Genomic DNA, 12,894 nt, shown 5'->3' on the forward strand with positions numbered 1-12,894 from the left:
CAAGCCAATCCTTTCTAGCAAGCAACTCTCATAGCTTTTTTCTACTAGCTAGACCTGATACTTTATGTTATAATAAATTTAAAACTATCAGGAGGACAGCTCATGCTTATTGAACTCTACACCGAATCCCCCGACAGCTTTAGCCTAGCCACCATCGTCCACCAGACCCCCGGCTGGCTCCTAATCAAAACCTATGACGAGTTGGGCCACCAAGACAGCTGGCAGCTGATTGCCAGCCATGTGGTTCAAGACAAGGTTAGCTCCAGCCCCTATCTGGACTTTTATGCAGATTTGATTGCTGGTCAGGAGCAGGCCGAGCAAGCCCCTATCAAACCAGATGAGGCAACGGTGGCAAGCTTTCTGACAGCTTTTCAGGGCCAGCTAATGACCGCCTGCTGGTCGGATGACCTAGAGGCCTTTGGTCTCCTCCAAAACCAGGACGGCAACTGGACCCTCCAAGCCTTTGATTGGGAGAGCTTTTCCTTTGGGGAAATAGCTGAGCTGAAAACAAAGGACTTGGTGCGACTCATTTGGGAGGTCCGTTCAGGACACTTACTGGACTACCTGAACCGCTCCACAAGAAAATAAGCATGAACTCCGTTTTCAATCACCTAGTGGCAGTAGCCGTTTAATGAAGTTGTTCAAAACCTAGCCAACGAAATACCGCCATCAGTCAATGCTGATGGCGGTTTTTACTAATCTACTTTCTAAGAGGTCATCAGAACCTTTCTTGGTTTGGTGCCTTCAGCTGGGCCAATGACCCCTGCTTCTTCCAACTCACCAAGCAAGTCTGTCGCTCGGTTGAAACCAATGGACAGGCGGCGTTGGAGCATGGAGGCGGAAGCCTTCTGGGTCTCTATGATGAGGGCCTTGGCCTCCTCAAAGAGGGGATCTCCCTGACCAGCTCCGCCATTGCCAGAAGCATCGTCCTCCGCCACCTCACCAGGGTCAAAGGTCTCATCGTAGTCGGCATCGGCCTGGGCCTTGATGAAGCTGACAATCCGCTCCACATCATCGTCGGAGATGAAGGAGCCCTGGAGGCGGACAGGGTGGTTCTCGTCAATGGGCTTGAAGAGCATGTCGCCTCGGCCCAGAAGTTTCTCGGCCCCGTTGACATCCAGAATGGTTCGGCTGTCGGTACCGCTGGAGACAGCAAAGGCAATCCGGCTCGGGACGTTGGCCTTAATCAGGCCGCTGATGACGTCAACCGATGGCCGCTGGGTGGCCAAAATCATGTGGATACCAGCCGCACGAGCCTTTTGTCCCAGACGGATAATGGCGTCCTCGACCTCCTTGCTGGCCACCATCATGAGGTCGGCCAACTCGTCCACGATAACGACCAGGAGGGGCAGAGGGATGTGTTTCTGGTCAGAGGTCTTGTTCCAGTCCTCCACCTTGGCGTTGTAGCCAGCGATGTTGCGGACCCCAACCTTGCTGAAGAGCTCGTAGCGGTTTTCCATCTCATCCACCACCTTTTGCAGGGCCTTACTGGCCTTGCGGGGGTTGGTCACCACAGGAATGAGCAGGTGGGGAATGTCGTTGTAGACCGATAATTCAACCATTTTGGGGTCAATCATCATGAACTTGACCTCGTCAGGCCGAGCTTTCATCAGAATGCTGGAAATGATGCCGTTGACGGCCACCGACTTACCAGAACCGGTCGATCCTGCCACCAAGATATGGGGCATGCGAGCCAAGTCAAAGGAACGGCTAGAACCGTTGACTGCCTTACCAAGCGGCACTTCCAAGAGCTTGGTCGGGTCGGTATTGGACTGCTCCCAGAGCTCGCGGAAGGAGACGGTGGCAATCTCAGAGTTGGGCACCTCGATACCAATCAGGGACTTTCCTGGAATAGGGGCCTCGATGCGGACATCCTTGGCCGCCAGGGCCAGGGCCAAATCGTCTGCCAGATTGGAGATGCGGTTGACCCGAACCCCGACAGCTGGTTTGATTTCATACTTGGTCACGGACGGGCCGATTTCCGCCCGCTCCACGGTCACCTTGATGCCGAAGCTGGCAAAGGTCTGCTCCAATATCTTGATGTTCTCACGAACAATCTTTTTCTCCTTGGACTGGTTTTTGGGCTTATCTGGGGCAAAGAGATCAATGCTGGGCAGTTTATAGAGGAGGGCTTGCTTGAGCTGGCTCGGTCCAGGGAAGCTGGATTGAGGCTGACGCAGGTCTTCCACTTCGACCAAATCAAAGTCAAAATCGGGGTCATAATTGCTGACGGAAGGCTCTGGGAGGAGGATTTCCACATCCCGTTCAGGCCATTCATCTGGCACAGGCAGTGGCTCTTCCTGGTCAAGGACGTCATCCAATGCCGCCTCAGCAAGCACTTCTACTGGTTCTTCTAAGGCTTCTGCTTGAGCCAGGCGAGCCTCCTCTTTCTGGAAGAACCTCTCCTGCCGCCGCAACTCTAACCTTTCGCGATAAGAAGCCCAGCCATTTCCCAAAAAACGGCTAAAATCATCCACCGTCCAAGGGCTCATGAGGAACAAGCCCAGGAAGAAAAAGAGGCCGGCAATCAGATAGGTCCCTTGATGGGAAAAGAGAAAACTAACGGGCTGATAGAGAAGGGAGCCCAGCAGTCCCCCGCCCATAAAATGAGCCACTCGGACTGCAAGTAGCTCCTGCAGCCCCACATTAAGGGTCATCAGAATAGCCCCCTTCTCCCCCAAGGGTGCCTGGGCCATAAAATAGGCCTGCCAGCCAAGTGAAAGGCTCATGAAACTGGTCCAAAATCCAACCACCAGGCCCTCTCGTCCCCTAAGGTAGGCTCTCGCCCACAGGTGAACTAAAACCACGGGTAGGGCAAGCAGGCTCAGTGAACCAAAGACTAGCCGAGCCAGGTTATAGAGGCTAATCCCCATCAGTCCTAAACGAATGATGGCAAAGAAGATGGCCAAACTCACCAAACCTTTAAGCACTGTGGTTTTAACGGCCCTCTCTGGTGAGGGCGATTCTTGTTTTTTATGAGACCGTCTGGAACCAGGCCCAGAGGTCTTTGCTCTAGTCTTTTTTGTCATAGGTCTATTTTACCATAGACCGCTTATTTTGCCCATCGCCAGCTAGGCAGATGGAAAAATCATTGGGACTTTTCCATTTTTATGGTAAAATGAAATCAAAACCTTATATGGAGATATCACAATGAAACACCTTTTCGTCCTATCCCTCCTGTCCATCAGCCTTCTGACCGCCTGTCAGGCCCAGAACCAAGGTACCGTTAGCTCAACCAGCAACCAGACCCTCTCGTCTAGCGACATTCAAAAGCAATTAGAAGAGCGACTGGTCCAGCTCAACCAGCTTGATTTTCCTCAGATGAACCCTGACATTGCCGCCAATGAAGCAGCCGTCAAATTAGCCACCTCAAAAGGTGACATCACCATCAAACTCTTCCCTGACCTAGCACCGCTGGCTGTGGAGAACTTTTTGACCCACGCCAAAAACGGCTACTATAAGGGCGTCAGCTTCCATCGGGTTATCGAGGGCTTTATGATTCAAGGCGGTGACCCAGAAGGGACTGGCCGAGGCGGCCAATCGATCTGGGCTGGCAAGGATGCCAAGATTGACAACGGCAGCGGCTTCAAGAATGAGCCATCCGACTTGCTCTACAACATTCGAGGGGCTCTGGCCATGGCCAATGCTGGCCCAGACACCAACGGCAGCCAGTTCTTCATCAACCAGAACCAGGAGGACCAGTCCAGCAAGCTCCACCCCCTCTACTACCCTGAAAAAATCATTACTGCCTATAAAGAAGGCGGTAACCCTAGTCTGGATGGCGGCTACACCGTCTTTGGCCAGGTCATCGAGGGCATGGACATTGTGGACAGCATCGCAGCCGTCGAAACCGACAGCCAGGACAAACCTCTGGAAGCCGTAACCATCACAGCAGTTGAGATTATCAAGGATAAGTAAACTGGCACAAGGCAGTTAGGACAGGGTCCTAACCGCCTTTTTCGTTTTTTTGTGGCCAATAGCAGAGCTGTACTGGTACAGGCGTAACTTTTTTTCTTATTATATAAAAGAAACAAATCGTTTTCATCTTTATTTCTTGAAAACGATAACCTATTTATGATATATTAGACGGCGAAGGAGGTTTTTATGCTCATTGACTTAGAAAAAGTCGGAAAATCCTACCCAAAAGCTAACTTTAACTTGGAAAATATATCCTTTCAGGTCAAAGCCAGAGACTGCATCGGCCTGATTGGCCAAAACGGGACAGGCAAGTCCACCATTTTGAAAATGATGTGCGGTCTAGTACCTCATGACCGTGGCCATATCACCTATCAGGGACAGGACATCAGCTCCCTGACCCCTGACCACTTACGAGCCATGCGTAAGGAAGTGGCCTACATCTTCCAACAGGCCAATCTCTTGGAAGGGGAGACCGTCCTCTACCACCTCAAACTGGTTTACACCTTGAGACGGGAGAAGCCTGACCTGGCAGAAATTGACCGGACCCTAGCCTTCATGCGATTGACCGACCTCAAGACGGTGGCCTGCCGCAACCTGTCTGGGGGACAGAAACAGAAGGTGGCCATCGCCATGGCTATCTTGCAGCAGCCCAAGGTCCTGCTCTGTGACGAAATCAGTTCAGCTCTGGACGCCAATAGCGAACGGGAAATCTTTGACCTGCTGGACCAGCTCCGTCAGGAAACGGACATCGCCATTGTCATGATTTCCCACAACCTAAGCCTGCTCAAGAACTTCTGCGACCAGATTCTGATTTTGGACAAGGGAACCATTGCCGAGCGTTTGGTGCCTGTTAAGACAGCAGACGGCGATCGGGACCAGCACTACCTCACCTACCTCAAGGAGTTTTTCAGCCATGCCAACTAATATCAGCAGCCACATTCCTGGCATTATTGAGGCCTTCTGGGAAACCAACTTTATGGTGGGCCTATCCATGGTCTTCTGCTTTATCCTGGCCCTGCCCTTGGGGGTCGTCCTCTTTGGCCTGAGAACCCCGGTTCTCTTTGAAAACAAGCCGGCCTACCAGGTTCTCAGCACCTTGCTCAACACCCTGAGAAGCATTCCCTTTCTGATTTTTATCTTTATCTTGATTCCGGTCAGCCGCTTTCTCTTTCAGACCTCCTTTGGTAATCTGGCGGCCACCCTGCCCTTGACCCTGGTCTCGGTCAGCCTCTACGCCCGTTTTGTTGAACAGGCCCTGCTCAGTGTGCCACAAGCCATCATCGACCGCAGCTTGAGCATGGGGGCCACCCCCTTGCAGATGATTGCCTACTTCCTCTTGCCTTCCAGCAAGCGGGATCTGGTCCTGTCCTTTACCTCGACCACCATCTCCATCTTGTCCTACTCGACGGTCATGGGGGTTATCGGGGCTGGCGGCCTGGGCGAATACGCCTATCGCTACGGCTATCAGGAGTACAATTACCCCCTCATGTATGCCATTGTCGTGATTTTTGTCATCTATGTCTATGTGGTCCAAAATGTAGGCTACTTCCTGGCTAAATGGATTAGCCGCTAACTCTGTTATCATTTTTATAAAAGGAGATTCTGTCGTGAAGAAATTCATGCTCACCGCCCTCACCCTCTTGTCTGCTGCTGGCTTGGCAGCTTGCGCTGGCAAATCTGCTGACACGAGCTCATCCAGCTCTGCCATTGACCAAAAACCAAGCGAGCCGCAAGTGGTCAAGGTCGCAGCCCACGTCTACCCTATGCTAGACATGCTGGAAATGGTCAAGGACGACCTGGAAAAAGAAGGTTATGCCCTTGAAATCGTCAAGGTTTCTGACAACGTTCAGGCCAATGTGGCCCTCCACAACAAGGAAGTTGACGCCAACCTCTTCCAGCACAAGCCCTTCATGGAGCTCTACAACCAGGGCAACGGGGCTAATCTGGTGCAAATCCAGCCCATCTACACCAACGCCGCTTCCTTCTATGCCAAGGACTTCAGCACCATCGAAGACCTGCCAGAGGGTGCGGATGTGGCCATCCCGAGCGACCCGTCAAACATGGCTCGGGCCCTACGCCTCTTGGCCGAACACAAGATTATCGGTCTGGACAATGACGGCTATGCGGTTAGTCTGGACAATGTGACCGACAACCCTAAAAACCTGACCTTCACCCCTGTAGGCCTCCTCAACCTCAACGAGGCCTACCAGGAAAAGGACATGATTTTCAACTACCCAACCTACATCTCTAAAATCGGCCTCAACCCAACCGACAACGGTTTGATTTTTGAAGCCGAAGACGATGTGACCTTTGCAGCTTCTCTTGTTGCCCGTGAAGACAACAAGGACAGCGATGCGGTCAAGGCCCTCAAAACGGCTCTGACCAGCGACGAAATCCGCAACTTTATCGACACCCAACTCAAAGGCCACGCCAAACCAGCCTTTTAAGCCCCTAATAATGAAAGGAAATCCCATGAAAAAATTGATGCTCTCTGCCCTGACCCTCTTCTCAGCTGCAACCCTTGCTGCCTGTGGTAGCCAGTCTGCCGACACGGCCGCTTCAAGTTCAGCAGCGTCATCTGAAGCACCAAAAGAACCTGTTGTGGTCAAGGTTGCTTCCCACACCTCACCCATGACTGACATGTTGGAATTGATTGTGGACGATTTGGAAAAAGAGGGCTATGCCCTGGAAATCGTCAAGGTTTCTGACAACGTTCAGGCCAACGTGGCCCTCCACAACAAGGAAGTTGATGCCAACTTCTTCCAACACAAGCCATTTATGGAACTCTTCAACGAGGGAAATGGGGCTGAATTGGTTCAGGTTCAACCGATTTACAACGCCAACGTGTCCTTCTATGCTAAGGACTTCAGCGACATCACCAACTTGCCTGATGGTGCTGATGTGGCTATCCCAAGCGACCCAACCAACATGGCTCGAGCCCTTCGCCTCTTGGCCAAGCACGAGATTATCAAACTGGGCAAGGACAGCTACACCGTTACCCTTGATGACATCACTGAAAATCCTAAAAACCTGACCTTCTCACCAATCAGCCTCCTCAACCTCAACGAGGCCTACAACGAGAAAGCCATGGTCTTCAACTACCCTGCCTACATCAGCAAAATCGGCTTGACCCCAGCTGACAACGGCCTGATTTTTGAAGACGTCAGCGACAACACCTTTGCCGTTTCCCTGGTTGCTCGAGCAGACAACAAGGACAGCGATGCCGTTAAGGCCGTCCAAGAAGCCCTGACTAGCGATGAAATCAAGGACTTCATCGACACCAACCTCAAAGGTCACGCTCAACCAGCCTTCTAGGCTAGACGCAAAAAACACCTGGAAATCAGGTGTTTTTTTTATCATGATACCGACTTGGTAAAGGTCAGCTGGCCCTTACTGAGGCCGATTTTGAGGGTTTGGCCAGCCTTGAGCTCTCCTGAGAGGATGAGCTCGGCCAACTTGTCTTCGACTTGGGTCTGGATGGTACGACGGAGCGGACGGGCGCCCAGCTCGCTGTCGTAGCCGTCCTTGGCCAGGTGCTTGATGGCTGTTGGCTGAATCTTGAGCGTCATGCCCAGCTCTGCCATTTGCCGCACCAGCGGCTGAACCATAATGGCCGCAATCTCGTGAAGTTGAGGCTCTGTCAGGCTATGGAAGACCAGTTTCTCGTCAATTCGGTTGAGGAACTCTGGGCGATAGGCCTTTTTAAGCTCCTCGAAAATCCGTTTTTCCATAGCGGACTGGTCCTGAGACAGGTCCTTGGCCCCGAAACCGACGGTTTTGTCGTCCCGAATGGCTGTCGCTCCTAAGTTGGAGGTCATGATAACCACGGTGTTACTAAAGTCCACCTGGCGGCCCTTGGTGTCTGTCAACTGACCATCATCCAGGAGCTGGAGGAACATGTTGAAGACATCGGGGTGGGCTTTCTCCACCTCATCAAAGAGGAGGACTGAGTAAGGCTTGTTACGGACCTTCTCCGTCAGCTCACCGCCCTCATCGTAGCCAACGTAACCTGGAGGGGCACCGTTGAGGCGGCTGGCCGCAAATTTCTCCATGTATTCACTCATGTCAAAGCGAATCAGGGCTGATTGGTCATCAAAAAGGACTTCAGCCAAGGCCTTGGCTAATTCCGTCTTTCCGACACCTGTTGGCCCTAGGAACATGAAGGAACCGATTGGCCGCTTGCCGGTCCGTAGGCCAGATTGGTTGCGGCGAATGGCCCGACTGACCGCTGAGATGGCCTGGTCCTGACCAATAACCCGCTTGTGGAGTTCTTTTTCCAGATTGAGGTACTTGAGGCTATCGGCCTGAGTCATCTTGCCAACTGGAATGCCCGTCAGCTGGCTGAGGGTATCCAAGATAACCTCCCTGGTCACGGTTGCTGATGGTCGCTGGTCAACCTGCTTGCTGGCTGCCTTGAGCAGTTTGGCCAGGCTCTTGAAATCACCAGCTAGGATGGCCTGGTCTTGGTCAGACAAGACAGGAAGCTCTTCTTTTTTCAAGAGGCCTTGAACCCTGGCTGAGGCCTCATCCAAGAGGTCAATGGCTGAATCTGGCAGGTTCTTGCTGGTCAAGTAGCGTTTGGCATACTTGACCGCCGTCTCAACCGCCTCATCAGTGATGGTCAGATGATGGTAATCCTCGTAGGAGGCCTTGAGCCCGTGGAGAATCTCCAAACTGTCTTCCAAGCTCGGCTCTTCTACCAAAATCTTAGCAAAACGCCGAGACAGGGCCGCATCTTTTTCGATGTGCTTCTGGTATTCGCTGAGGGTGGTTGCCCCGACCATATGGAGGGTCCCACGAGACAGGGCTGGCTTGAGGATATTGGCCGCATCCAGGGTGCTGTCAATCCCAGCTCCAGATCCCATAATGGTATGAACCTCATCCACAAAGACAATCACATCACCTGCCTCTTCGATATCGGCAATGATTTGGGTCATCCGCTCTTCAAAATCTCCGCGGAAACGGGTACCCGCAACCACTGTGGTCATGTCCAGTTCCAAGACCCGCTTGTTGAGAAGCTCGTAAGGCACTTCACCATGGACAATCCGCTGGGCCAGGCCATAGGCTAGGGCAGTCTTTCCGACACCCGCTTCACCAACCAGAACAGGGTTGTTTTTGGTCTTTCTGCTAAGGACCTGAACCATGCGGGCAATTTCCTTGTCCCGCCCCAGAACAGGGTCAATCAACCCCTGACGCACTTGCTGGGTCAAGTCCTTGGTATAGTCCTCCAACTCCCCGATTGGAGTGGGCAGACTGCCTCCCATCATGTTCATGTTGAGATTAGGCAGTTTTTTAGGCCGTTTTAATTCGTAGATGGCCTTGATTTGTTCCTTGGTGACACCTGCTTGATGTTCCAAGGCCCGACGCAAAGCTGACAAACTGACACCTGGACGCTCACCTGCCTGTTCCTCAAAGCCAAGCATGGCTAACAACTGCATTGGTAAAAGAACCTTGTTAATCAACATGGCAAAGAGCAAGTGCTGACTTCCCACCTCAGTGCTCTCAGTCAGCTCTGCTATGGTTGCCGCATCAGCCAAGAGCAAGTCCACCACACGAGACCAAGGACGAGGATCAAAGTCTTCAGGGAACTCTTGCTTAGGGACACTTTCTAGGGTCAAAATAGCTGCCGCTTCATAATCCGCATAGGACAGACCCTTTTCTTCAAACTCTGCAAAAACCATGCCGGCCACTGAATCCTGGACAATCACCATGGCCAAAAGCAGGTGCCAAGACTCCAGGTAGGCACTCTCGTAACGGGCTGCCTGACGTTGGGCAACCAGCAAAATATCCGTTAATTTCTGTGAATAGTTCATCGCTTATCCTTTTCGGTCTAATTGTTGCAAAAGGTGGCAGAGCATCTTGGCCCTCAACTGAGCAGCCTCCTGGCCCAAAACCCCATCGCTGGCCAGACTAGCCACCAGCTGGGTCTCCCGTTGGGTCATGATGCCCTCGTCAGACAAGTAGGTTAGCACCTGACCCCAAACCTGTTCACTGACCTGTTCTCCCACCTCAGCCAGAAGGTGCCTGAGCAGCTGATGCTGGTCAGAAAAAGTCAGGCGGGCAATACGAATGTAACCAGCCCCACCACGCTTACTTTCCACTAGATAACCCTGTTTCTCTGTAAATCGTGTCTTGATGACATAGTTAATCTGACTGGGCACAACACAAAAACGATCTGCCAGCTGGCAACGTTTGAGCTCTGCCCAGCCTGCCTGTTCAACCAAGGCTCTGATGTAGGCTTCAATCTGGTCTGAGGTGCTTTTCGCTGTCATCGGCCCTTCCTTCCTTGACTATCTTTGACCTTCCTATTATACCAAAAATTTTGCCCCCTTGTAAAATGAAGTGTGGCTAACAGCCCCTTTCCAACTTCAAAACAAAGCAAACATCAGCTCTCTAATAAAAGTTGCTACAATATAAAACAGCGACGGTACTCTACTAAAATCCTATCGAACAGGCAAGCCAATGAAACAATGGCGGTTCACTCTTTCGTCAAACTCTTCTATTGCTAAACGGGAGCTACTGATGGAACCTTTACAAGATGACAACAGATACAATAGCCATCACGCACCAAAAAAGCCTCCTCCGATGTCTCGGAAGAGGCTTACTGGCAACAGTTCTGTACTGTAAATAGGGTTTCTTATTTGAGACCGTATTTATTATCAGTTAGTCGGTCATCAGTTTTCAATAAACTTAGAAAGGCAATCTTATCAGGTATTAAGCTAAAAATGGTTGTCGTCTGCTATCATCACTTCATTGAGATGGCAATCATTTTGGCAATCAAAAACTAAAGTCTTGTCGGCAGATAAAAGGAATCCATTTGAAGAAATGATTTAGCCGTGGTATAATGGAGCAGTAAATAAGTTATGACGGTAGCTACGAGTTTCGTAGAAAGGTGGTGGTGCTTATGAAAGTAAGTGCTAAAATCTGGGTAGAAAGGAGTAGCTCTTTTGTCCACAGCAGAGGCTTTACAGTTGATGTTGGAGTTCGGTGGCTTTGTCCTCAGTCTCTTATCGCTGATTATTGTCCTTATTAAGCTGAATGATAAAAAGAAATAACCGTCTCAAACTTTAGCGAGTTGACGGTTATTTCTTAATCTAAAACTTAGCTACCGTCTTAAACGGATTTACACTGGGAGTTGTTGGAGCAACTCCCTTTTATAATTCCATTATAAGCTATTGGTGGGGAATTTGCAAGTGAGAACTAAATTGTGTACGAAATTATTGCCCAATTGAATCAACAAATGTTTGTAACTCATCTCGGTATTCTTTCAAGAATTTAACGAGTTCCTCTTTACCCATTAGCTTCTTAGTTCCCATACTACCATAGGCGTCTTTTTGTTGTTGGACGCCTTGGTCTATACCTTCCTTCATGCTTTGAAAAGTAGCGTCGTCACTAAGACCATATTCGTCTAATTTTTTCTGAGCATTATCATAGTAATTGTTAACAATTTTTCCATAAATTTCAATGTAGTCGTTATAAGTTTTGATAGCTTCAATATCTGCATCTGTTACTGGCCCAGTAGAAGGTTTTGTCACAGGGGCTGTACTTGCTTCTGTGGTACTGGTGCTAGTAGAAGGTTGCGTTGATGATTGGCTTGAAGTTGAGCTAGTAGATGATGCTTTACTACTAGCTGTTGTTACTTTTTTTCAGATTTTTGGTACTCCTTATAATCATCTGCTGTAAAGAAAGTTACCGTCCATCCTGTTGGGTCATACCCCTCATCAAAAGTAATTTTATCGCCTTCTTCAAGGTTCACACGATATGGTTTCCCAACTTCCTCAATCATTTCAAAAACTTTTGACTTATCACCAGATGTGAATACCTCAACAGTGGCGTAAGCATTTTTAGCTTCATCATCTGCCGAATATTGTATATCCGTCAAAACGACATAGTAAGAACCTGGTTGGATGTCAGTAGGAACTTTATAGCTACCTGGTGCAAAAAACTCAACAGTCTCTCCACTCTGTCCGGTTTCCGTTGTACTTGTTTTTTCTACACTCTGTGTAGTTTCAACTGTATCTGTTTTTGAGTCTGCTGTACTGCTATCATTTTTACCACATCCAACTACTAAAGTTAAGGAAGCCAAAGTAAGTAAAGCGATTTTTTTATATTGTTTCATGTTTTTTCTCCTTCAAAAAGTTTGTAATTTTATGATAATGGCTAAAGGTTTGCGATAGCTATTTTTATTCTTGATAGTTTTAGATAGAGTTTTGTAGGTTTCATAATTTCAAAACTTGCCATGCTTTCTCCTCTAAATTCCTATTTTAAGATAGACCCCACTTTGATTATAAAACGGCTTAACAACAAGCCTATTTAAGTTTTAGTTTGAATAGTAATTATTGAAAATAGGGGTTTTACTCAAAACTTCATCTACTCTATTTTCTACATTATATCACAAAGGTTCTAAAAACAGAACTAATAATAAAATTGTTCTGAAATTGTGGATATATTTTAATCAAAGTCGATGTTATTCTAGGTTCAGAGGATAATATCATGGAGAACAACAATTTATCACGGTTTGTAGCCGATAGGGTCAAAGAGTTAAGAAAGCATAAAGGATTAACCCAGGAAGCCCTTTCTCATGCTTCAGGGCTAGATGTAAAATATGTTAATAAGTTGGAGAACTACAGGCATACCGCACGTTTAGAAACTTTGGAATTATTACTAAAATCGTTAGAGCTAACCTATAGTGAATTTTTCAATTTCGACATTCAGGCTGATACAGCACTGATTGAAGAATTACTTGTAACTATCTCTAGACTACCTAAGGATAAGCAAGAGAAAAAAATCAAGGCTCTTATTAGCTTGCTTGAAGAATAGAAAATACCACTTGATGTTCAAATGAATCAAGTGGTATTTTAGATAAATGATACCATGTGCATCGAGTAGATTTACATATCGGGTTTGATGGTATCTCCGTTTATCTATAAAGTTTTGCTCTTGAAAATGAGTAATGTGGTAAACAGACTTATCGTT

The 12,894-nt window shown here is 48.9% G+C and carries 13 protein-coding genes; 8 read left to right on the plus strand and 5 right to left on the minus strand.

The features are described from left to right. The first annotated feature begins 102 nt into the window (after positions 1–102). On the plus strand, positions 103–588 hold the full coding sequence (locus tag AC3ARB_RS07825) for a hypothetical protein (protein WP_488320017.1): 486 nt from the start codon (positions 103–105) through the stop codon (positions 586–588). Between the two features lie 119 nt (positions 589–707). On the opposite strand, the gene AC3ARB_RS07830 is transcribed toward AC3ARB_RS07825, so the two are convergent. After that, positions 708–3,029, minus strand: a complete 2,322-nt coding sequence (locus AC3ARB_RS07830; RefSeq protein WP_488320018.1) for a DNA translocase FtsK — start codon at positions 3,027–3,029, stop codon at positions 708–710. A gap of 121 nt (positions 3,030–3,150) precedes the next feature. On the opposite strand from AC3ARB_RS07830, the gene AC3ARB_RS07835 reads away from it, so the two are divergent. From AC3ARB_RS07835 to AC3ARB_RS07855, 5 genes are all read left to right on the plus strand, one after another. Next, a complete protein-coding gene (locus AC3ARB_RS07835; protein ID WP_488320019.1) occupies positions 3,151–3,918 on the plus strand; it encodes a peptidylprolyl isomerase in 768 nt (255 codons plus the stop codon). Positions 3,919–4,104: 186 nt separating this feature from the next. Continuing rightward, positions 4,105–4,842 (plus strand): ATP-binding cassette domain-containing protein, encoded by a 738-nt coding sequence (locus tag AC3ARB_RS07840; protein ID WP_488320020.1) that lies wholly within the window; start codon positions 4,105–4,107, stop codon positions 4,840–4,842. Beyond that, positions 4,832–5,491 (plus strand): methionine ABC transporter permease, encoded by a 660-nt coding sequence (locus tag AC3ARB_RS07845; protein WP_488320021.1) that lies wholly within the window; start codon positions 4,832–4,834, stop codon positions 5,489–5,491. Before AC3ARB_RS07840 ends, AC3ARB_RS07845 begins: the two co-directional genes overlap by 11 nt. A 34-nt stretch (positions 5,492–5,525) precedes the next feature. Beyond that, positions 5,526–6,365, plus strand: a complete 840-nt coding sequence (locus AC3ARB_RS07850) for a MetQ/NlpA family ABC transporter substrate-binding protein (protein ID WP_488320022.1) — start codon at positions 5,526–5,528, stop codon at positions 6,363–6,365. A 25-nt stretch (positions 6,366–6,390) separates the two neighbouring features. Further along, a complete protein-coding gene (locus AC3ARB_RS07855) occupies positions 6,391–7,233 on the plus strand; it encodes a MetQ/NlpA family ABC transporter substrate-binding protein (RefSeq protein ID WP_488320023.1) in 843 nt (280 codons plus the stop codon). 41 nt (positions 7,234–7,274) lie between these two features. Here AC3ARB_RS07855 and AC3ARB_RS07860 read toward each other — a convergent pair whose 3' ends face one another. Together AC3ARB_RS07860 and AC3ARB_RS07865 are read right to left on the minus strand one after the other, a co-directional pair. Next, positions 7,275–9,731 carry an ATP-dependent Clp protease ATP-binding subunit gene (locus AC3ARB_RS07860; protein ID WP_488320024.1) on the minus strand — a complete coding sequence of 819 codons (2,457 nt, stop codon included), beginning with the start codon at positions 9,729–9,731 and terminating at the stop codon, positions 7,275–7,277. A 3-nt stretch (positions 9,732–9,734) separates the two neighbouring features. After that, positions 9,735–10,190, minus strand: coding sequence for a CtsR family transcriptional regulator (locus AC3ARB_RS07865; protein WP_488320025.1), 456 nt, complete (start codon positions 10,188–10,190; stop codon positions 9,735–9,737). A gap of 675 nt (positions 10,191–10,865) precedes the next feature. On the opposite strand from AC3ARB_RS07865, the gene AC3ARB_RS07870 reads away from it, so the two are divergent. Next, positions 10,866–10,973 (plus strand): putative holin-like toxin, encoded by a 108-nt coding sequence (locus AC3ARB_RS07870; protein ID WP_105125669.1) that lies wholly within the window; start codon positions 10,866–10,868, stop codon positions 10,971–10,973. A gap of 162 nt (positions 10,974–11,135) precedes the next feature. On the opposite strand, the gene AC3ARB_RS07875 is transcribed toward AC3ARB_RS07870, so the two are convergent. Then, positions 11,136–11,453, minus strand: a complete 318-nt coding sequence (locus AC3ARB_RS07875) for a hypothetical protein (RefSeq protein ID WP_488320026.1) — start codon at positions 11,451–11,453, stop codon at positions 11,136–11,138. A gap of 101 nt (positions 11,454–11,554) precedes the next feature. Next, positions 11,555–12,037, minus strand: a complete 483-nt coding sequence (locus tag AC3ARB_RS07880; RefSeq protein ID WP_488320027.1) for a hypothetical protein — start codon at positions 12,035–12,037, stop codon at positions 11,555–11,557. A gap of 374 nt (positions 12,038–12,411) precedes the next feature. On the opposite strand from AC3ARB_RS07880, the gene AC3ARB_RS07885 reads away from it, so the two are divergent. Beyond that, positions 12,412–12,738 carry a helix-turn-helix domain-containing protein gene (locus AC3ARB_RS07885; RefSeq protein WP_488320028.1) on the plus strand — a complete coding sequence of 109 codons (327 nt, stop codon included), beginning with the start codon at positions 12,412–12,414 and terminating at the stop codon, positions 12,736–12,738. The last annotated feature ends 156 nt before the right edge of the window (positions 12,739–12,894 follow it).

The sequence above is a fragment of the Streptococcus sp. ZY171113 genome (genome assembly GCF_057748235.1).